This window comes from Bacteroides sp. BFG-606, assembly GCF_024788145.1.
GTDB classification, from domain to species: Bacteria; Bacteroidota; Bacteroidia; order Bacteroidales; family Bacteroidaceae; genus Bacteroides; species Bacteroides vicugnae.
In genome coordinates, this window is the sequence record NZ_JANUIL010000001.1 from 947,699 (window position 1) to 970,553 (window position 22,855).

10 protein-coding genes and 3 pseudogenes are annotated in these 22,855 nt (G+C 41.6%); 7 read left to right on the plus strand and 6 right to left on the minus strand.

The annotated features are described in order from the left end of the window. Window positions 1-45: 45 nt before the first annotated feature. The 5 genes and pseudogenes from NXV01_RS03635 to NXV01_RS03655 form a co-directional block, all read right to left on the minus strand. Window positions 46-1,638 (minus strand): glycoside hydrolase family 30 protein, encoded by a 1,593-nt coding sequence (locus NXV01_RS03635; protein ID WP_259021735.1) that lies wholly within the window; start codon window positions 1,636-1,638, stop codon window positions 46-48. 84 nt (window positions 1,639-1,722) lie between these two features. Next, on the minus strand, window positions 1,723-2,721 hold the full coding sequence (locus NXV01_RS03640; RefSeq protein WP_195648781.1) for a family 43 glycosylhydrolase: 999 nt from the start codon (window positions 2,719-2,721) through the stop codon (window positions 1,723-1,725). A 77-nt stretch (window positions 2,722-2,798) separates the two neighbouring features. Next, complete coding sequence (locus NXV01_RS03645; protein ID WP_148366842.1) at window positions 2,799-3,473, minus strand: DUF3823 domain-containing protein; 675 nt, start codon at window positions 3,471-3,473, stop codon at window positions 2,799-2,801. 12 nt (window positions 3,474-3,485) lie between these two features. Beyond that, entirely contained in the window at window positions 3,486-5,336 is a 1,851-nt protein-coding gene (locus tag NXV01_RS03650) for a RagB/SusD family nutrient uptake outer membrane protein (protein WP_195648780.1), read from the minus strand. Window positions 5,337-5,350: 14 nt separating this feature from the next. Next, window positions 5,351-8,483: pseudogene (locus NXV01_RS03655) on the minus strand (SusC/RagA family TonB-linked outer membrane protein). A 190-nt stretch (window positions 8,484-8,673) separates the two neighbouring features. Here NXV01_RS03655 and NXV01_RS03665 point away from each other — a divergent pair. After that, window positions 8,674-12,792 (plus strand): two-component regulator propeller domain-containing protein, encoded by a 4,119-nt coding sequence (locus tag NXV01_RS03665; RefSeq protein WP_258978758.1) that lies wholly within the window; start codon window positions 8,674-8,676, stop codon window positions 12,790-12,792. A 117-nt stretch (window positions 12,793-12,909) separates the two neighbouring features. On the opposite strand, the pseudogene NXV01_RS03670 reads toward NXV01_RS03665, so the two are convergent. Further along, window positions 12,910-13,873: pseudogene (locus tag NXV01_RS03670) on the minus strand (glycoside hydrolase family 18 protein). 215 nt (window positions 13,874-14,088) lie between these two features. Between NXV01_RS03670 and NXV01_RS03675 the strand changes: the two are divergent. The 6 genes and pseudogenes from NXV01_RS03675 (at window position 14,089) to NXV01_RS03700 (ending at window position 22,806) form a co-directional block, all read left to right on the plus strand. After that, a complete protein-coding gene (locus NXV01_RS03675) occupies window positions 14,089-14,658 on the plus strand; it encodes an RNA polymerase sigma-70 factor (protein ID WP_148366846.1) in 570 nt (189 codons plus the stop codon). Between the two features lie 79 nt (window positions 14,659-14,737). Then, the gene (locus NXV01_RS03680) at window positions 14,738-15,634 is read left to right on the plus strand and encodes a FecR family protein (protein WP_148366847.1); all 897 of its coding nucleotides are present in this window, start codon (window positions 14,738-14,740) and stop codon (window positions 15,632-15,634) included. A 260-nt stretch (window positions 15,635-15,894) separates the two neighbouring features. Further along, window positions 15,895-19,128, plus strand: coding sequence for a SusC/RagA family TonB-linked outer membrane protein (locus NXV01_RS03685; protein ID WP_370540796.1), 3,234 nt, complete (start codon window positions 15,895-15,897; stop codon window positions 19,126-19,128). Between the two features lie 159 nt (window positions 19,129-19,287). After that, a pseudogene (locus NXV01_RS03690) lies at window positions 19,288-20,693 on the plus strand (SusD/RagB family nutrient-binding outer membrane lipoprotein). Window positions 20,694-20,721: 28 nt separating this feature from the next. After that, on the plus strand, window positions 20,722-21,654 hold the full coding sequence (locus NXV01_RS03695; protein WP_148366850.1) for a glycoside hydrolase family 18: 933 nt from the start codon (window positions 20,722-20,724) through the stop codon (window positions 21,652-21,654). A 6-nt stretch (window positions 21,655-21,660) separates the two neighbouring features. Next, the gene (locus NXV01_RS03700) at window positions 21,661-22,806 is read left to right on the plus strand and encodes a DUF1735 and LamG domain-containing protein (RefSeq protein WP_148366851.1); all 1,146 of its coding nucleotides are present in this window, start codon (window positions 21,661-21,663) and stop codon (window positions 22,804-22,806) included. Window positions 22,807-22,855 lie beyond the last annotated feature (49 nt).

Genomic DNA, 22,855 nt, shown 5'->3' on the forward strand with positions numbered 1-22,855 from the left:
ATGTACAACTTTCAAAAAGAAATAAAAATATAGAGCCGTTTTTAATTATTTGCTCTGAAGCGTTACAATAGAACGCGCCGGAATCTGAACTGTTTTTCCACTTTTCACTGTCTTCACCGGAAGCAAATTTTCCCCTTCTTTATCCGAAGTACGATAAATCTGCCATTGCGTATTTCCTACTTTTTCTTTATGAATAGAAAACTCTTTTTCTTCATTAGCATAGTTTATAACGACTATCACATACGTTCCATCTACGTTTTTGTAAGCAGAACACATCAATCCTTGCTGATCGGTATCGCCATCAGGGATGAAAGCGTTTGTTTGATCGAAAGCCGAAACGGATAGCCGGACTGCTCCCGGACGGATAAAACGGCTATAATTTCCTAAAGCCCACATCAATTTAGAATCTTCTACTCTACCATCCAAGAAGTTATCGTCAGTAGTGTACTCGCGAATCAGTCCGTCTTTGTAATCACCGCCAATGGCACGCCACCATTGCCAGCTTTCAGCTCTGGCATACACAATATCATGATGAATGATACGTGCCACATAGAGCGCTGTCTTCATTGTACGGTCGAAACCATTTCCACCACCAATTTCTTCATCATTACCCATGATGCAAGTCTCCGTTTGCCAGAAGCCCACTTGATGTTTATCTAAGGTATCCCGCAACTGGCAGCGGATATTACGTAATTCACTTAACGGAGTCGTTGTCCAATAGCTATGTCCAAGCATCAGGCGGGGAACATTCGGAGTATCTCCTAAATATGTATCTACACTATCCGGACTGAAAAAGGCTTGAATCTGATAACCCCGTTGCCAATCTGTTTCGTGAGTGCGGAACATACAGCGATAATCGGAAGATTCATTCACTAAAATCTGCGTATCCATATTCCGGCTTACAAATTCTTTGCTTAACAAACGGACAGTATGAGCTACTTCTTTGTTGGTTGCCGGACAACCTTCCTGTTTCGGTCCTACCCAATTCCAGTGTCCGTCCGGTTCGTTGAAAGGACAGATGTAGTTGAACTTGATGCCATCATGTTTTTCCACTCCCTGTATTACATCTGCCAGAAAACGGACGTACTTTTCATAACAATCCGGCTTCAGATTTGCCGTACCTCCACGACCGGTATTGGTTGCCAATCCGTTCTGTGTATAATGTACGGGAGGCGAGTTCAGGAAAGCCAGGAATTTATTGACTCCCCGTTCCTTTGCCAGTTTCAGAAAATTGCGTTGTCCTTGTTGCTTGTTCCAGTCGTACATTCCATCTGCATTGAGGAAACACTCGGCTCGCATCCAGGGAGAAGCAATCTGGCTGTGCTCCCCTTGTTCCGCACTACCTGCTCCGACATTGAAACGCCAGAGGGACAGGCCGATGCCTTTCGGCTGTCCGTTCGCATCATTCTCCGTACTGAACAGCCAATCGGCTACCTGGTTGCGTTTTTCCTCCGGCCAAAGTCCGATAAACTGCATACTCCAAGCGTCTGAAGCACTGAAATATGCCATCGTTTGACAGGGCTTATCCGTTTCTATCTGATAACTTACATCAGGTACAGATTGAGAACATCCACCCGCCACACATACAAACAGAAAACCTAAAATCGCTACTCTCTTTTTACCTATAATCCTATTCATCTATAATCTTCCATTATTCAAATCATACAATATAATTCCGTCCTGAAACAACCTGACCATCTACCAAAATCAAGAAAGATATTATCAAGGAGTAGGTATTACCTGCTTAATGCTCCCATCTTCATTAAATTCCATACGATCTATACATACTTCACGATGAACACCGGGATCACTTTTCAGATAATTCTTATTGATGCGATGATAAACAATATACCACTTATCAGTGCCGGGAATTTGCAAAACAGCATTATGAGCAGGACCATATATTTCCTTTTCCGGGTTTTGAATCAGCACAACTGGATTATCAGCCACTTTAATCGGTCCCAAAGGTGATGTTGAAGTGCCATAAGCTACATGATAATTGGGAGAACCAGTATCATCTACCGACCACATAAAATAATAAAGCCCGTTACGGTAGAATACATAAGCCGCTTCACGATAAGCATAATCCTGCAAAGTACCTCCTACGGGAGTCATCACTGTGACTGTTTCCTTCTTTATGGAAACCATATCCTCATTCAGCTCCGCACCTGCCATATAACCATTTCCCCAATACAGATAAGACTTCCCCGAAACCGGATCGGTAAACACATCCACATCTATTTGCTGACCGTTTCCGGTGGGTGAATCCGTTACGATGGGACGTCCCAAATCAACAAACGGCCCGGTGGGAGAATCGCTCGTAGCTACTCCGATCTGTTTTCCTCCTCCTGCTTTCGGATGACCGCTGTAGTAAAAGAAGTATTTATATTTTCCTCCTATCAACTTCTCCTCAATACAAGGCGCCCACGCATTACCATCCGCCCAAGGTACTTGGTCTGATTTCAGATCCAGCATTATCCCTTCATCCCTCCAATCCTTTAAGTCAACAGACGAAAAAACGGTAAAATACCAACCACCCCATCCGGGCTGTCCGTCTGTGGTAGAATAGATATAGTATTTCTTAGTCTTGTTGGAATATAAAATTTCAGGATCAGCATGGAAACCTGGCAACACAGGATTACCAGACAACGAGAAAGCGGGCAGCGTCACTGCCAGCATCAAGCCGATTGTAATCAAAGTTCGTTTAATAGGTACTATCATATTTTCATTAGTTGGATAAAAAGGGGAAATATCAGGTTGTGATACTCCCCCTCCGGTATTTACATTCTTGATACTATTTATTTCAATGCTACTTTAATAGATTGACTGTAACAATATTCCGATGATTTGTCTGATTTGACTCCTACACGGGCATAAAGATAGGATTCGTTTATCAAACCATTCGGGATCTCAATTTCAGCAGTGTTTTCCTGACCGAGTGATACTGTATTACCCAACTTCAACTCTGCTTCTTTCTGTTTCTCATCCGTCAAAACACCTGTACCCAGATAGATACCTACATTCTCCATATTGGCATCAGCAACCACTTTATTAATAGTAAACCGTGCGGCAACCTTGTTGCCGTTTCTGGCAAAAGATACGTTTCTAACAGAGAAATACGGTGTCACAGGAATATCCTGCACAGTGTTTCCTTTCACTGTAATATAAATTGTGTCATTAGAAGGTCTTTCCCAAGGAGCATTACCCATACGCACCAATTTATAATCACCATTGAAAAGGGACACGGAATAGCTTCCGTCCTGCGCAACATACACCGGAATAGAGCCATGCAAAGCATAACCGTCCTGGAATAAAGCAAACTCTGAACTTCCGCTTCTAACTCCTACTGCTTCACCGTCATAAATTGCTCTTCCGGTCAATGTAGCCTTAGGTTCCTCAAAGTTGTCGTAGCTGCAACTGCTTACTGCCAACAAACAACATATCATAATAAAGAAAGGTATAATCTTTTTCATAATCTCTTATTTTTATTGGAATGGATTCTTCACAATCGTCGGATTGTTATTAATTACATCATCAGCAATGAATGAATAATAGTTAGACTGCTGGAAGGTTCTTGCCACCTTGAAACGTTCGGATTTTGTCTTTACAAAAATGTACTTGTCCTGATCCGATGTTCCCGGTTTTGGTTTAGCAATACGATAAGGATATAAACCGTAAACGATCGCTTTATCGTTATCTGTATTTCCGTTCCAGGTGATATCAGCTATTCTCCATCGTTTCATATCAAAATAACGGTGATCTTCGAAAGCTAGTTCCACACGACGTTCGTTCTGAATCTTTTCTATTGTCAGGCTTGTCAGACTGTTGGCCGGGAAACCGGCACGCTGACGCAAGCGGTTAATGTAGGGTAAAGCTGTCGGCTCGTCATTCAATTCAAAAGCAGCTTCGGCAGCATTCAAATAGATTTCACCCAGACGGAACCAAGGCCACCAGTTTTCAGCGTAGTTACGGAGAGTGTAACCGGATGCCTCACTGATAAACTTACGGATATAAAATCCGGTATTGCTCACGTTAGGACTATTAGTCTGAGGACCGTCCTGGCCGACAAAAGTTTTATCATCGTCATAAGCACTTCCTAATTTCGAGTCTGTCAGTAAGTCGTAGGAACCGGTCTTATCATTCCATACTGCTACTCCTGCCTGAATATCCACATCCTGATTTCTGAACTTTGAGCCCGGATAGACGATCGTACCATACAAACGTGCATCTTTATTGGCAAAGATATCGCTCGGAGTATCATATACTACATAGTCATTACCATTCTTATAATGTAAGGTCCCCGAAGTTCCATCCAAATAATCAAATGCTTCTACCAATCCTAAAGACGGACCGATGCAAGAAGAATTATCGTTATCTTCTCTCAAATGATGAACTACATTATCATAACCGAAGCTATGCACTTTCAAAGGATTCTTATAGTCTTTCACCCAAATAGCCTCCTTATTCAGCGTCTTGTCCACAAACATCTTATAGAAGTTCACTCCTTTATCTGACTCCTTCTCATAAAGTTCATATCCACCGTTTTTAATGATTTCCTGCGAAGCTGTCAACGATTTACGATAATAATCGTCTGCCATATCAGCCGGAATACCTACTTCTCCGCCAGACGTTACAATATTAGGAGTCTTCAGCGCATTATATTTGGCAATAGAACCGGCATACAGCATAGCACGGCTTTCCAATGCCAATGCAGTGTAGTAATTGGCACGACTTTGACTACCTTTATTGCCCAATTGTGACTTGATTGCTTCACATTCACTGTATACAAAGTCATATATTTCGTGCTCCTTGGCACGCGGATTACGTAAGTAAGAAGGATCTCCATTGTAGTCATATGCCAGAGTAGTAGTAATCAACGGCACACCACCCATACGTCTTACCAGTTCAAAATAAACGTAAGCACGGATAAAACGAAATTCGGCTTTGAACTGGAGCTTATCATCTGCTGAAATATCCGTTCCATACGTATCAATATTCTCAATAGACATATTGATGTCACGTATCAACTTATAATCCCACCAACGTCCATAGTCGTTTCCATAACGCAGCTCGTTACGATAATTTTGATCTAATGTTCCACAGTACATGGCATCGTCCGTTTCGCACATACCGCCGGTGTTGAAGTCACCGTGCAACTGCGGAATACGATTATATAAATTGGCTAACTGCGATTTAATCATGTTCGGATCATTCCATACCAATTCATTGGTAAGGATATTTTTGGGATCTCTTTCGAACCAGCTGTCGCCACAACTCGATAACATGGAAGTAAGGACGACTCCCAACAGAACTATTTTTATAGATTTGCTTTTCATGATAGCGTTCTTTTTTAGTATGTAATATTAAATCCAAGAAGGAATGTACGTTGTTGCGGATATACCACTGCAGCTGCGGCAGTAATTTCAGGATCGACTCCAAACTTACCCACATTGTCGAACGAACACAAGTTAGAAACATTAGCATAAACACGCACCTTCTGTGCACGAATCGGTCTCAACAGTTGTGCCGGCAGGCTGTAACCCACTTCCAGATTCTTGATACGGAGATAGCGCACATTGTGCAACCAGAAGTCACTATTCTTATTGTTATAGCTGAATTCACCTTTACGGATAGCCGGATAACGTCCAGGTATCCATTCACTTTCCGGATCGTACAAGTCGGCACGGTGCCAACGATCTTCCAATAAATAAGCAGGTGAGTTTCCGTTACCATGATATGCATTAGCCAATTCATAGTTCTGTCTCCATCCTTGCATAGCACCACCGGAAAGGTCGATATTCAGGTCAATTCCCTTCCACGCCAAACCAATATTACCACCAAACGACATGATAGGCGCCCAGCCTTCCGGATAACCGATAGGACGCTCATCCATACTGTTGATTATACCGTCACCATTCACATCTTTATAGATAAAGTCACCGGGAAGCAGTGTCCGGTTATTATTGCCATCCAGATTTATCGGATAATTACGAATTTCTTCTTCCGACTGGAACTGACCAATTACCTGATATCCCCAATAGATACCCCCCCAACGATCTTCTGCGGAATTACGGTATTCATCCCAGGAATTATTGAAACGTGGCTTATAAGTCGCAATGCTTCTGTAGCGTGAGAAAGTAAAGTTACCACTTACAGTATAGTTCAAATCGCCGATATGGTCGGTCCATGTAACCATACCCTCCGCACCGATATAAGCCTGTTTATTCAGATTTTCATTCGGTAAATCATAACCTACTTCAGTAGGCAGTAATACGTCATAACGAGGAGTCGGTACCCCGGTAATATCTTTGCGGAAAGCATCAGCCGTGATCTTCAAACGATTATTGAACATAGTCAGGTCAAAACCGATATTCGATGTTGTATTCTTCGTCCAGGATAAGTTGGTAATAGTTAATCCTCTCTGGTTCAATCCGGTCACCAGTTCACCATCCAATACAGCATTACCATTATTCCACGTATAACCACTCAAGTAATCGAACAGTTTTACATCCTTTTCTGTACCTGTCTGACCAATAGAAGCACGAAACTTCAAATCATCTACAACAGGTCTCAACTTTTCAAAGAATTTCTCTTCCGAGATTCTCCAACCTATAGATACACCCGGGAAGAATCCCCAACGATTATTTGCTGCATAGAGATAAGAACCGTCATAACGAGCCAATAATTCAATCAGATATTTGTGAGCAAAGTCGTAATTGATACGGCCAATCCATCCGGCACGCGCTTCGTAACTCCATTCATCAGCGAAACTGTTGAGCTCATCAAACTGCAATAACGGCAGATAGTCAGTAGAAGGTTCTGTACCATAAGTTTTCTTAGTCCAATCATAATCGGAGGCTTCATAACCCAAAACCGCCGAAATATTATGGTTTTTAATCTGTTTTGCATAATTCAATTGCAATTGCATATAACGCGCAGGCACACTACGATCTATTTGATTTCTCCAACGTCCTGCGGCAGATGTTCCGTTATAAGTATCTTTCTCCTTATCGTATGTATAGATTTGATAAGCATATTGATAACCGTCAAAACGGCTGTTGGTGTAATTGTACGAGAACGTAGCTTTTGCAGTCAAACCGAAAGAGAAATCATACTGCGCATAAGCATTGATATTGGCATTACGAGTCAAATTATCTTTGTAACCGGCAATGTCACGACTGAATGCAGCCGGATTGTAACCATTCTCATGTACATTATTGATATATTCCGGATTATCATTGGCATAAGGGCTTTCGATAGGCTGCATTTTGAACATAGCCAATATAGCCGAATAATAACCGTCACCACCCGGCAAACCTACGTCTTCACTCTTTTCATACTTACCGCTAATCTGTGCACCTATTGTAAAACGGTCTGTTATCTTAGTATCAATATTCAACTGAAGATTGGTACGCTCATATTTAAAGTCAGGCATCATCGCATCTTGTCCGGTATGAGCTACAGAAAGATAATAGTTGGTCTTTTCAGAGCCACCTGTCACATTCGCATTGATGTGGTATTGAGGCACATTTTTTCTCTATTACCATATCATAATAGTCATAGCTCTTATATCCCGGTTCGGTACCAGCTTCCCATTTAGCAAGTTCTTCGGGACTATATAATTTGCTTGGATCTTCACCTCTATTCTGTGCTGCTTCGGCCAAACCTCTTACATATTGTCCTGCATTTGCCAATTCGGGGAAACGGGTCAGATTCTGCCAACCATAGTATCCATTTACATTGATGCTTACTTTATCATTCTTTTTACCTTTCTTGGTAGTTACCAGAACTACACCATTTGATGCACGCAGACCGTAAATAGCAGCAGAAGCATCCTTCAAGACAGTGATACTCTCGATATCCTCGATATTCAGAGCATTAAACACATCGCTACCGGAAACATCCGATGCCTGCAACCAGTCGCGGCTGTTCATTCCTCCGTAAGGAATGCCGTCGATTACAAACAGGGGGCTACCCATATTACGAATTTCAAGATTAATGCCTCTACCCGGACGGGCATCCACAGCACGCGTAGACACACCTGCTATCTTACCGGATAAAGCTCCCGCAGTAGTCGTAGAAACAGAACGCGTCAACGCATCAGACTTAACATCACTGATGGCTCCGGTCAGACTTTTCTTGGTTTGTGTACCATAACCCACCACCACAACTTCATCCAAGGTTTCCGTATCTTCTTCAAGAACGATTTGAAGATGTGTCTTTCCATCCACCTTCACCTCTTTAGTCTTATAACCGATGAACGAAATTGCCAATGCGGCATTTTTACTATCTACATTAATTGTGAAATTACCATCGATATCCGTAATGGTTCCATTAGAAGTTCCTTTGACAGTAACATTGGCACCAATGATATCATCTCCTCTCACATCGGCCACATGTCCTGTAACTTGTGTTTGTGCAAATGCTGCAGCTGACAGAAGCAACTGTATGACACACATGCATAAGATTCTTACATACCTCATAAATTAGAATTTAAAGATTAAACATTTTTTGTTGTTTTTTCCGATGCAAATATAGAGTATTGATATAAATCAATTAAGCAAAAATCATGCAGAAGAGCTATGCAAATCATTCATTGCACGATTTACACACTCTAAATAAAATATTTATTCTTATTTTTGAACTGGTAATTGAAACAAATAAGCACGAGTTATGAAAAAACACATTGCTTCTACTTTATTTTTATCCTTGTTGTCTATTCTTCAATTGACAGCCCAGTCTCATTCTGTAAAAAAACTGGGGATAGAACAAGGATTATCCAACAATTATGTAGTCAGTATTACACAGGATAAACAAGGCTTTTTATGGTTTGCTACAGAAGAAGGACTTAATAAGTTTGACGGTACCCGCTTCATTACTTATTATAAAAATGATTTGCCACATAACAATCAGGGAATCACCGGCAACGAACTCAACCGGGTGTATGCTGATTCCAAACGTCCCATCATTTGGATAGCCACTCAGCGAGACGGACTAAATGCATACAATTATGACGAACAAACATTTACTGCCTACCAACATAACCCGGAAAATCCACACAGCCTGATTACAAATGACGTAACGGACATCTCTCCTTCCACCCAAAACGACGATGGTTTATGGGTCAGCACCTATTATAGAGGTATAGAATATCTAAATATTAATAACGGGCAATTCACACATTATAATAGGAGTACGGTGCCTAGTCTGCCCTCCAATCAGACATGGACAGTATTGGACGGAGGAGACAACAATTTGTATATCGGCCATGTCGGAAGCGGATTCAGTATTTTTTCTCTCAAAGACAAAAGTGTAAAGAATTTCCAGAATGAAACGGGAAATCCGACAAGCTTGCCCGGTAATGATGTGTTTTGTATCATAAAAGATGCAAACGGCAACATCTGGTTAGGAACGAATAATGGATTGGCTCTATATAATGCTGCCAATGATAACTTTATCACATTCAGAAATAACAAGAATGACAAGTATGCTACTTTATGCAGTCGCATATTATCCATCCGGCAATTAAAAGATAATAGACTTTGGATTGCTTCAGAGCTCAATGGCATTGCCATATTAAACCTGAAGCAAGGTATGTTTCTCTCACCAGAGGAGCTTTCTATTGAATACATACAGGAGGGTGATGATAGTCGAAGCCTCTCTAATGCAAGCGCTCGATGTATATTTCAGGATTCTTTCGACAATATCTGGATAGGAACATGGGGAGGAGGCATCAACTTTATTAGTAGCAAACCTCCTTTGTTCACCACATTAAGCTATTCCCCGATTCCAAACAATGAAAACAGCCTGAACAACAAAGTAGCCAGCAGTCTTTGTATGGACAGACAAGGACGGATTTGGATCGGAACAGACGGAGGAGGTATTAATGTATTTGAAGGAGAGAAACGGATTGCCATTTATAAGAAAGAGAGTGGAGATATTCCTTCAAATTTTATATTAGCTTCTTTACAGGATTCAAAAGGGAATTTATGGTTCGGTTCCTACCAAGGAGGAATCAGCTATTATGATAGCCGGAATAAAAGATTCCGTTCCATCTCCCTCATGGGACAATCTAATCTAGACGTCCGTACGATCTATGAAGATGCCCAACATAACATTTGGGTTGGATATAGTGGAGGAATTGTTGTATTAAATCCTCTCACCATGAAAATTATCCAACATTACAATACAGATAATAGCGAACTGCACAGTGATTTTATACGTTCTATAGCTCAAGATGAGAAAGGACGTTTTTGGATTGGAACTTTCGGAGACGGACTTGGCATATACACCCCGAACTTACAGAAAATCAAGACGTTCACTCAAAGAGATGGCTTTTGTTCTAACACCATCAATCAGATCATACAGGATAAACAAAAAAGAATGTGGATAGGAACGGGGGAAGGATTAGTTTGTTTCCTGTCGACTGATGAGCTGAATTACAAAACTTACCAACGGAAAGACGGGCTGATCAATACGAATATTTGTGCCATAACAGAAGATAAAAAAGGGAATATCTGGTTTAGCAATAATAAAGGTATCAGTTGTTATGTCACGAATAAAGGCTGTTTTTATAACTATGACCACTCTGACGATGTTCCGGCAGGAAGTTTTTCAAGCAGTTGTGTCACACAAAGCAAGAATGGACAGATTTATTTCGGTTCTATCAATGGAGTATGTTGTTTCAATCCAGACATTACTATGAATGAACAACCGGCCCCGGCAGCAGTTGTCACAGAGATGAAAATACTGGGACGGTTGAGTAATCTGGAAAACAATGACATGATTATCAATCTCTCCAAAGGACAAAACGTTGAGTTGAGTCATGCACAAAATAGCTTCGGATTGACATTCAATGTACAAAACTACTCACTTGTCAATCAGGTAGAATATGTGTATATGCTGAAAGGACTCGAAAATTCCTGGTATACCGTCAACGAAAATAATAGTGTCACTTTCCGAAACATTCCTCCGGGAAAATATGAGTTCCTTATCAAAGCACGAATTCATAATCAAAAATGGCCGGAAGAAGCCACTTCCCTGACCATCCGTATCAATCCTCCTCTCTGGTTGACGTGGTGGGCAAAACTTATCTACATCTTGGTATCTATCAGCATCACTTATCTTATCTTGCATGCTTACAAAAAGAAGTTAGATCTGGAGAGTCTCTATACGTTGGAAAAGAAAAACCATGAGCAGGAACAGGAGTTAAATCAGGAACGCTTGCGTTTCTATACCAATATCACGCATGAGCTACGTACCCCTCTGACCTTAATCCTCGGTCCTCTCGAAGATATGCAAAAAGAAGCATCACTTCCTGCAAAACAAGCCCAGAAACTATCAGTTATCCATCAGAGCGCACTACGTTTGCTCAATCTGATCAATCAGATACTGGAATTCCGAAAGACGGAGACACAAAACAAGAAATTGTGTGTCAGCAAAGGAAACATTGCCCCTCTGATTTATGAAATAGGGCTTAAATACAAAGAATTAAATCAAAATACCAAAATAGATTTCCGGATTCAGATAGAAAAAGAAGAAATGTTTCTTTTCTTCGATAAAGAAATCATCACGATTGTTTTGGACAATCTGATTTCCAACGCTATCAAATATACGGAACAAGGGTGCGTAACGCTAAGTTTGCATCAGACCATGCGTAATGAGGTAGCTTATACGGAAATAAAAGTCAGTGATACAGGGTACGGAATTTCCGCCGAGGCCCTGCCACATATTTTCGACCGCTATTATCAGGAAAGCGGCAAGCATCAGGCATCCGGTACAGGTATCGGACTGGCCTTGGTGAAGAATCTCGTCACCTTACATGAAGGGGAAATTCGTGCAGAAAGCATCCAAAATGAAGGAAGTACGTTCTATATCAGTTTACTGACGGATAATATCTACCCCAATGCCTTACACGCAGACTCAACGGAACCGGTTCAAGAAGAGATGAACCAGAATACGGAACTGGAATATTCACAAGAAGCGACATTAGATACCAGTAAACCAATCCTATTGATTGTAGAAGACAATGAAGAAATACAGAAATATATAGTTGAATCCTTCACCGACTCGTTTGAGGTAATCACGGCCAACAACGGAGAAGAAGGTAAGCAACAAGCTCTTAGCCGTATCCCCGATATTGTAGTCAGCGACATTATGATGCCTGTGATGGATGGCATCACTTTATGCAAGCAATTAAAAGATGATGTGCGCACCAGCCATATTCCTATTATTCTGCTGACAGCCAAAGATTCTCTCCAAGATAAAGAAGAAGGATATGAAGTAGGAGCCGATTCTTATCTGACGAAACCTTTCAGTGCTTCTCTGTTACGTAGCCGAATCAATAATCTGCTCGATTCAAGGAAAAAGTTAGTAGCCCAATTCCAGGCGCAATCTACTCCGGGAAGTCAAATAGATTTAAGTGAAAAGCGTATAGTAATTGCCGAAGCTTTGAGCAAATTAGATAATGAGTTTATCGAAAAAATTACCCTTTTAATCGAGGAAAACCTTTCTTCAGAGAAGATTGATATTAACTATCTATCTGATAAAATGTGCATGAGCGGTTCCACTCTTTACCGGAAAATGAAAGCACTTACAGGACTCTCGACCAACGAATATATCCGAAAAGTGAAAATGAAGAATGCAGAACGTTTGCTGCTTGAAGGGAAGTTCAATATCTCTGAAATAGCCTACAAAGTAGGAATGAACAGTACGGGATATTTCCGTCAATGCTTTAAGGAAGAATTTGGGCTCTCTCCTTCAGATTACCTGAAGCAAATTAAACAATCTTGAGAAAGGGAGATGTATCAGAAGTAGAATCTGCCTTCATGTTGTTCTATTATTCAGAACGATAATGAAGAATCTCTTCTGATACCTCCCAATAGGAAATTCAGCGACCTGTAGGGGAGGTCATTTCCTTAATTCTTCAACCATCACTTTGAGCAATGATTTAGAATCATCCAGCGGCAAATCCGTGGCCAAATCCCAACTCATCATGCCTTTTAGTCCTTGCTCCATCGCATAACGGGTCTTAGTGCGGATATTGTCCTGTCCGTCAAACACATATTTCTCTCCCTTATATATTACTTCATTTTGTGCAGGCTCAGTAATCAATCCCTCTTGTACAAAACTGAAATAAGCCTCTGTCTTCTTTGAATTATCCTTTGTCACACCATAGAAAGGAACTCCCGCTACCAGTTTCTCTTTGGGAATACCATACTTCAATACCATCTGAATATCCGAATCATATTTCTCTACCGGAAAACGAACCGGCGAAGGACCGTAGCATTGAAGTGAAATAAAATCAACTGCATCAATAGCTTTCCTGCTAATTTTATAGCAAACAGGATGCAGAGAAACACTGAAAATATACTTATCGCCCAACACCTCCCTCATCTTCACGATAGCCAGACTATAATCTTCATACTCTTTCTCATTCTCCGCCCATTCAAAGTCAAGGTCAATGCCATCCAATTTATTCTTTTCCAGCACTTTCTTTATGTTTCTTGCAAATGCCGTACGAGCAGTCTCATCAGCCACCATTGCCTTCCATTCACCACTGGAAGCTCCTAAACGTATTTTCGCTTTTGTTCCTTTTACTTTTGCACGAACCGATTTAATCAATCCTTCCCAAGTTGTCACCCCCTTTCCCTGAAATGCACGTGGGTTCTCGAATGAAAGCGATCCATCTTTATCAGGATGAACATTCAAGAAAATAAGGTCGTCACTCGCCCGCAGACTTTCAGTAGAAATACGTCCGCGATTGTAGAAATTACCCCGCACATAAGAACTCACCATATAGTTTTGTTGTGCAAATAACGATAACCCTACAAACAAAAAAAAGAGAGAATACAATTTTTCTTAGCATTAGCATAATGATTGATAATTAATGAATTTAGATCACAAAAATACGCATGACAAATAGAAATAGATGTTCAATAATTACTATAATACTTCCAAAAATCAACATAAAGTTTTCTCAATAACAGAGAAAAAACAAACACCACTCATAAAAACGTTAGGAAAAACAAAATAAAGTCTGTTTCTTTGTACGCCAAACCACAATCTTTTACCAGAAGAGAAAAATCTATGAGTAATAAACAACGTATAAGCAATGAACAAGAGATACTGAAATTAGTATCTGAAGGGGATTCGAAAGCTTTTCGTACGTTATATATGCATTATTACGACCGCCTTTTCAATTTCGCGATGCTGTTTCTTCATTCGGAAGCTGCGTGCGAGGACGTTATAGGAGACGTATTTTTTGTTTTGTGGAAAGACAGAAGCATGCTTACGGCTATCCCTAATTTTCACCCTTACATTTATCAAGCAGTACGCAACGGATGCCTCAATGTACTGAAAAGTGGATATATCTCCAAAAGGGATGATCTTCCTGAGACCGAACTGCAAATAAACATCACTACCCAGAATCCTCTGGACGAATTATCCTACAAAGAATTGCATCAAGCAGTAAAACAGGCAATCTCCTCATTGCCCGAACGTTGCCGTGTCATCTTTCAAATGGCGAAAGAAGATGAAATGAATCATCGCGAAATAGCAGAGGCTTTAAACGTGAAACTTTGTACCGTAGAACGCCAGCTTTTACTCGCCAAAGCTAAAATAAAGGAATCAATAAAACCGTTTCTAGAAAAATTTTAAAAAAAAGTTCTTTTTCCTTTTAGTAGTTTTACCACTTGAGTTTTCTATATAGTATAAAGCTTTAGAAAACAAGAAAAAAATGCGCATTGAAAAAGAAAAAACAAATGAAATGGATGAGTTGATTGCCGGTATCAAACTGCGATCTCCGGGACCAAGTAAAGAACACTCAGCAGAAAAGTCTTTCTCCCGGCTGATGACACGAATCCAAACTGACAGCAACTCTATTGACATTTTCCGCCGCCGTAACAAGCAGTACCGAATATGGCTCGCAGCAGCTACGGTGGCTTTGTTAATTGCAATGAGCGGGTGGTTGTACATGATGTTGGATACAGATCCTTCGTTCATCATAAAGACCAACAACAGTGGGATCGTACAGAAAGTGCCATTGCCCGATGGAACCATGATTCAGTTGAACAATCATTCCAAGCTGATTTATCCGGAGCATTTTTCGGGCGATTCAAGAGAAATCTTTCTGGAAGGGGAAGCCTACTTTGATGTAAAGCATGATAAGAAACATCCATTCATTGTACGTGCCGGTGAATTAAAGATCAGAGTGTTGGGAACAAAGTTCACTGTAAATGCCAGTTCGCAGTCTCCGCAGATTACAGCGACCTTACTGGAAGGCTCTATTGAAGTAAGCAATGAAAAGAAACAGATGTTGATGAAACCCAGTCAGCAACTGAAGTACGATGTTAACAGCGGAAATATGCTGCTTACAGAATTAAACAATGCCATCCGTGAGATACGTTGGACCCAGAATGTATGGGTATTGTCAGATACTCCTTTGCTCGACATCTGCCAACGCCTGGAACAACTGTTTAATGTGAAATTTATCATCATGAATGATGAGCTGATAGGAAAATCCTTTACGGGAGAGTTTTATACCAATGAGCCGCTTGAGTCTATTTTAAAAATAATGCAGATAAGCACCCCGTTCAAGTATGAACGAAAAGGAAAAAATATAATACTAAAATAACCCATATTGTAAAACTTAAAAAACGAATAGCCTATGACATAGTACTGTAAAAAACACAGAAAAAGCGAGAAAATAGTACCAATATTTTCCCGCTTCTGAGACTTTGCAAAAATCATGACGATGCCCATCGTCACAATCCTTAATTTCTAATTTATAAAAGTATGACAAACTTAAGAAAGTACCAAATTTCTTATCAAAAATATTGCCACACTTCCACACAAGAGCTCAAAAAAGACCTCTTTTTGGCAATATTACTTTTAATGATTCCCTATTTTGCTCTCGCACAGACCGTGAAACGGGATGTCAAGCTAGACTTTACGAATACCTCCATTGCCAAAGTAATCGAAAGTATTGAGAAACAAAGTGGATATTCTTTCTTTTACAACAGTGACATCAACACTAATCAGAAGACGTCAATAAAGATGACATCGAATGATATTAATCAAATCGTAACCTCTTTACTGAAAAACACTTCCATAGATTATCGGATTACAGACAAACGGATTGTTTTGTTTATCAAAAAATCAGGAACGGAACAACAGAAATCCTATGCCGTTTCGGGTGTAATAAATGATTCCTCCGGTCCTGTTATCGGAGCTTCCATCTCCACTAAAAACGGACAGGGAACCATTACTTCTATTGACGGTGATTTCCGTTTGGAAAATATACACGTCGGTGATGTGCTGACTGTTTCTTATATCGGTTATCAGACACAGAACATTGTTTTCAACGGTCAGACGAGACTGAACATCGTCCTGTCGGAAGAAGCAACTGAACTGGAGCAGGTGGTTGTAACCGCTTTGGGTATCAAACGTTCGGAGAAAGCGTTGAGCTACAATGTGCAACAGTTAAGCTCTGACGATATCACTACTGTAAAGGATGCGAATTTTATGAACTCGCTGAATGGTAAGGTTGCAGGTGTGACAATCAATTCTTCGGCATCCGGTGCGGGTTCTGCAGCGCGTGTGGTAATGCGTGGCGTGAAGTCAATTACCAAATCTAATAATGCCCTTTACGTTATCGACGGTATTCCGATGTTCAACGTTGTGAACGAAGGGACCGATACGGGTATCACAGCCGACCAGCCTGGTAGTGACGCCGTTGCGGATATCAACCCGGAAGATATTGAGTCCATCAACATGCTGACAGGTCCCGCTGCAGCGGCACTTTATGGTAATGCTGCTGCTTCCGGTGTAGTACTTATCAACACCAAGAAAGGAACAAAAGATAAAACGAATATCAGTGTATCGAGCAGTACTACTTTCTCTACTCCCACCATGTTACCCAAAATGCAAAGTAAATATGGAAATAAAGATGGAGTATTCGCCAGCTGGGGTGACCTTGTGAACAGCAACTATGACCCTGAAAAGTTTTTCCGCACAGGTGTAAATACCATTAATTCGGTATCGCTCTCTACTGGTACGTCAAAAAACCAGACGTATGTTTCCGTCTCGGCAACTAACTCAAACGGTATTCTGCCAAACAACAAATACGAACGTTATAATGTATCAGGACGCAATACCGCTAGTTTCCTGAACGACAAACTGGTTCTGGACTTCGGTGCCAACCTGATTTTCCAGAATGACAGAAATATGACCGCACAGGGACGTTATTTCAACCCGCTTACCGCTTTATACCTGTTCCCACGCGGAGAAAACTTCGATGCAATCCGTATGTACGAACGCTACAACGAAGGTTTGGGCATTTATGAACAATACTGGCCGTACGAAACTCAAAGTATGGAACTGCAAAATCCTTACTGGACCATGAACCGCATTGTCCGTGAGAATAAAAAGAAACGTTTCATGACCAATGCATCGTTGAAATGGAACATCATCGACGGAATTGACATTACCGGTCGTCTGAAATATGACAAAACAGATATGCGTTCCACCGATAAGCGCTACGCTTCTACTATCGAGCAGTTTGCCAGCGATTATGGTGGTTACTATGACAACCGCAAAGAGTACAGCAGTTTCTACGGTGACATCATGCTGAACATTGCCAAATCATTCAACGAAAACATGTGGTCCGTAAATGCCAATATCGGAGCTTCTATCAACGACCAGAGAGAAGAGCAGATAGGTCATGGCGGTAACCTGGAAGGTATTTATAACTTCTTTGCCGTACACAACATTGACACATCTGCCAAATACAGAAGAATCCAATCGGGATATATCCAGCAGTCGCAAGGTGTTTTCATCAATGCGGAAGTCGGCTACAAGAGTATGTTTTACTTAACCGCTACCGGACGTAACGACTGGGAATCACAACTTGCCTTTTCCGAAGCATCTTCTTTCTTCTATCCATCCGTAGGTTTGTCCGGTGTCATTTCCAGCATGGCCAGACTACCCGAATGGATTTCATTCCTGAAAGTGCGCGGTTCATATACAGAAGTAGGTACTTCTTTCGAGCGTTTCATCACACGTCCGACATACGAATTCAATATAGCTTCCGGTAAATGGTCTTCCACATCCATTTACCCGATGCGTAACCTGAAACCGGAAAAGACCCGTTCATGGGAATTCGGTCTGAACTCAAAATGGTTGGACAACCGTCTTTCTTTCGATTTGACTTATTATAAGTCGAACACGATCAACCAGACTTTCACCGCCGACCTATCTATCTCGTCCGGATACTCCAAAGCGTATATCCAAAGTGGTAATGTCCGCAATGAAGGTATAGAAATGGCATTAGGATATAGCGACAAGTGGAACGGTTTTGCATGGGACAGCCACCTGACTCTCTCTTGGAACAAGAATAAAATTATCAAGCTGACCGAAGGTTCCATTAACCCGATGACCGGAGAGCCAATTACCAAAGATAATTACGATATGGGACAATTAGGCAATCTCGATGCACGTGTAAAATTATACAAAGGCGGTTCTATCGGTGACGTATATGCTACTCACCGTATCAAGAGAGACGGTAATGGTAACGTCTTCGTTTCACAGGAAGGAAAGATTGAAATCGAATCGGTAGACGAATTCAAACTAGGTTCGATCCTGCCGAAGACAAACATGGGATGGAGCAACAACTTCTCTTACAAAGGTGTCAATCTGGGTATGACGCTTACTGCTCGTTTCGGTGGTATTGCCTTGTCCGGTACACAAAGTGTGCTTGACCAGTACGGAGTTTCACAAGTAACTGCCAACTACCGTGATACTGGTGGCGTGCCTATCAATCATGGATATGTAGATACGGAAAAATACTTTGACACTGTGAAAGGATACGCTGCATATTATACATACAGCGCCACCAATGTGCGTCTGGCGGAATTGAGCCTGAGCTACACATTGCCTAAAGAATGGTTCCGTGACAAACTAAGAATGACCGTCGGATTAGTAGGTAAGAATCTCTGGATGATTTATTGCAAGGCACCTTTCGACCCAGAAGCAACCGCATCAACACAGTCGAACTACTATCAAAGTTATGACTACTTTATGCAGCCCACTACACGTAATCTCGGATTTAGCGTAAAACTCAATTTCTAAACAAAAAGAATTATGAAAAAAGTAACCCAAATAATATGTTCGGTACTATTGACAGTACTCATGTGTAATTGTACGGGAAAATTTGAGGAATTCAACACCAATCAGTATCAGCCACCTACGTTGAACTCCCGTCTGCTGTTTGCACAACTTATCACGTGTATGTCTTCTACCGAAGAGAACCCCGCCCAACGTAACATCACTTTCTGGGCAGGTCCGTTCGGTGGCATGCTGACTCCTTCCAGCAGTTGGAGCCGGTCGCAACATTTCTATACTTATAATGTAGACGACAACTGGAATAAATGGTCGGTTGACTGGTATTTCAAAAATTTCTACCCCAACTATTTCTCCATCGAGCGTTTCAGCGAAGCCTCGGGACACTATTATGCATTAGCTAAAATCATGCGGGTATATATCATGCAGATTATAGCTACCATGCAAGGTCCGCTTCCTTACACAAAAGTTGAAAGCGGACAATACTCCGTAGGATACGATAATGAAGAGACTGCATGGAAAGCAATGATGGACGATTTGGATTACAGCATCGGCGTACTCACCGCATTGATGAATACCGACCCGTCCTTTAACGAGTTGACCACAGAAGACCGTATCTATCAGGGGGATTATAAGAAATGGATTAAATTCGCCAATTCCCTGAAACTACGTATCGCTATCCGCATCAGTAATGCAGTACCCGAATATGCACAGGAAAAAGCAGAAGAAGCCGTATCGCATCCATACGGAGTGATGGACAGTAACGACTGCGACGCCTACGACAACATCACTGCAACGAACTATAAGAATGGTCTTGCCAGTGTGAACTCTTGGGGGAGGTTCGTGCCAATGCCTGCATCGTCTCCTTTATGAACGGATATCAGGATCCTCGTTGCGAAGCCTACTTTACTAAATCATCCGTATCCGGAGATTATGATTATATCGGCGTGCGCTCCGGCATACAAGGTATTACCACCAGTATGTTCTCAACCTATTCTACCGTCAAAGTAGAAACGAAAACTCCCATGTTGATATTCAACGCAGCAGAAGTAGCTTTCCTACGGGCTGAAGGCGCACTGAAAAAGTGGAACATGGGCGGAACGGCAGAAGAATTCTACAAAGAAGGTATCCGCCTGTCATTCAACGAGCACGGAATATCAGGTGCCGATGCATACATTGCCAACAATACGAACGTACCGGCTGATTACATATGTCCGTTGAACGCTGCCTACAACTACACAAACCCATGCAAATTAACGGTAGCTTGGGATAAGACAGGTGCTAATGCAGACGAAGATAACCTGCAACGCATCCTGACACAAAAGATGATTGCCAACTTCCCGATTGGAAACGAAACTTGGGCTGACTTCCGTCGCACCGGATATCCGGCTGTATTCCCCGCACATGACAACCTTTCCACACAAGGTGTCACTAAAGAACGCCAGCAACGCCGTCTGCGTTTCTCGGAAGATGAATACAACAGTAATGGAGCCAACGTTACAGAGGCTTGTACTTTCTTGTCGAACGGACAGGATACGGATGCTACTGATTTATGGTGGGCAAAGAAGGATTAACCGGATAAATTACCAAAGAATAAACAATATGAAAAATATATTCAACCTATTATTTGTGATGCTCATAGCTATGAATTTCCATAGCTGCGATGACTGGACTGAAATGGAAACCAAGAATTTCGAACCTGAACCGCTGTCTGAAGAATATTATGCAGCACTCAGGGAATATAAAAAAAGTGATCACCCCCTCACATTCGGATGGTTCGGAAGCTGGTCACCGCAAGGGGCAGCCTCGTTATACTACAGTCTGAAAAGTATTCCGGACAGTGTAGATATCGTTTCTATCTGGGGATCATACGGCAGTCTGACGCAATTCCAGAAAGACGACCTGAAATATGTTCAGGAAGTGTTGGGAACACGTGTTACATTCACCCTATTCTCACACAACATGGCCAATCTTCCCGGTAACTTCGAGAACGTAGCGGAAAATATTCCGAAAGCTGCACAAGCGATAGCCGACAGTATACACAAATACGGCTATGACGGAATTGATTTCGACCACGAATGTACCAGCAAAGACTTGCTGTACAAAGAAGAAAACATGACTACCCTGTTAAGGGAAATGCGTCAAAGATTAGGTCCGGACAAGTTGATTATTGTAGACGGCTTTGTAGATCTCATCTCGGAAGAGGGTTGGAAATATGCCAATTATGCAGTATCGCAAGCATACGGAGCAACTTCCGCCACAAGATTAAAACAACGGTTCGACTGGATAAAAGAATATATAGGTCCCGAACGTTACATCGTAACGGAAAACTTTGAAAGTTGGGCCGCAACCGGTGGAGTTACTTTCCGTGACCCGGAACGAGGAGAAATGCCTTCCTTGCTCGGAATGGCTTACTGGAACCCTGTTGAAGGACGCAAAGGGGGACTGGGTACATTCCACATGGAATACGAATTCTCCAACAATTACAAATACTTGCGCCAAGCTATCCAAATAATGAACCCAGCTAAAAAATAATATATTATGAGAAAGAATAAAGCATATACATTATTTGCCGGATTATTGACTTTGTTAGCCTTAACCGGTTGTAAGGAAGAATATGACCCGATAGGAAACCGCATTTACATCAATGAAGCTGCTTTCAAGAATGTAAAGAGCGTGCCTGTCAATGTAGGTGAAAAGACAGTAACAGATTTTACGGTCCGCATCGCCGACATCATGTCTAAAGACGTCAACGCCACATTGGTGGTGGATGAAACCATACTGAACGAATACAATGAAAAGACGCTGGCCAACTATTCATTATTGCCGGCAGACAAACATTCATTCAACAAAGAAGTGACCATCGCAAGCGGCAAGACAATGGCTCAACCGACTGTTGTGACCATTAGCCCTTATGACGCGGCAGAAGGCGTAAAATATGCATTGCCCATCAGAGTGATAGGCGACGGCAGTGTCCCCGAAGAAAAACTGGGTTCCAAATATCTTTTGTTACTCGACAAGCCGTGGACTCAGTATACACCTTATATGAGTACTCTAGGTGGCTTCAAGTCGGAAAATGTAAACACTATTTCGGTAGAAAACTTCACTATCGAATTCTGGCTGTGGATGGACGGCTTCAATTACAACAACCAGTGTGTTATCGACTGTTCTGCCTTCTACATTCGTTTGGGTAATGCCAACAACCAGATTACCAAAGACCAGATGCAGATTAATATCTTCGGAACGCAAGCCGAAAATAACAAAGGGTTCTTCAACAAGTTCTCCTTCCAGAAACGGACCTGGACACATGTCGCTCTTGTCTACGACCAAGTGAAATGTTATTTCTATGCCAACGGAGAAAAAGTACAAGACGTTGAAGCAAGCGGCATACCTGTTCCTATCACATCCATTGCATTCTTCAACACCAATACGATAAATGAGCACATGATGGGACAGGCACGACTCTGGAACAAAGCTCTCACGCAGTCTGAAATCCAAAACAACATGGCAGGTCCAGTCACTGTAAACTCCAATCTTGTCGGTTACTGGAAAATGGATGAAGGTCCGGTCGAGGAAGGTAAAGACGAAATTCTGTATGACAGTTCAGGAAACAATAACCATGCAACGTTAGTATCCGGAAGTGTCAAGGAATGGAAAGCCGACCAATGCTTTACAAAGACAAACTAACTTTTGTTGAAAAATAAATAGCGCAAATTACATTCATTATCTTTAGACG

What these genes read in the sequence shown, in the direction of transcription:
- NXV01_RS03680 (WP_148366847.1), top strand. Translation starts at nt 14,738, where the DNA reads ATGCGCATTGAAAAAGAAAAAACAAATGAAATGGATGAGTTGATTGCC.
- NXV01_RS03675 (WP_148366846.1), top strand. Translation starts at nt 14,089, where the DNA reads ATGAGTAATAAACAACGTATAAGCAATGAACAAGAGATACTGAAATTA.
- NXV01_RS03665 (WP_258978758.1), top strand. Translation starts at nt 8,674, where the DNA reads ATGAAAAAACACATTGCTTCTACTTTATTTTTATCCTTGTTGTCTATT.
- NXV01_RS03695 (WP_148366850.1), top strand. Translation starts at nt 20,722, where the DNA reads ATGAAAAATATATTCAACCTATTATTTGTGATGCTCATAGCTATGAAT.
- NXV01_RS03635 (WP_259021735.1), bottom strand. Translation starts at nt 1,638, where the DNA reads ATGAATAGGATTATAGGTAAAAAGAGAGTAGCGATTTTAGGTTTTCTG.
- NXV01_RS03645 (WP_148366842.1), bottom strand. Translation starts at nt 3,473, where the DNA reads ATGAAAAAGATTATACCTTTCTTTATTATGATATGTTGTTTGTTGGCA.
- NXV01_RS03640 (WP_195648781.1), bottom strand. Translation starts at nt 2,721, where the DNA reads ATGATAGTACCTATTAAACGAACTTTGATTACAATCGGCTTGATGCTG.
- NXV01_RS03650 (WP_195648780.1), bottom strand. Translation starts at nt 5,336, where the DNA reads ATGAAAAGCAAATCTATAAAAATAGTTCTGTTGGGAGTCGTCCTTACT.
- NXV01_RS03685 (WP_370540796.1), top strand. Translation starts at nt 15,895, where the DNA reads ATGATTCCCTATTTTGCTCTCGCACAGACCGTGAAACGGGATGTCAAG.
- NXV01_RS03700 (WP_148366851.1), top strand. Translation starts at nt 21,661, where the DNA reads ATGAGAAAGAATAAAGCATATACATTATTTGCCGGATTATTGACTTTG.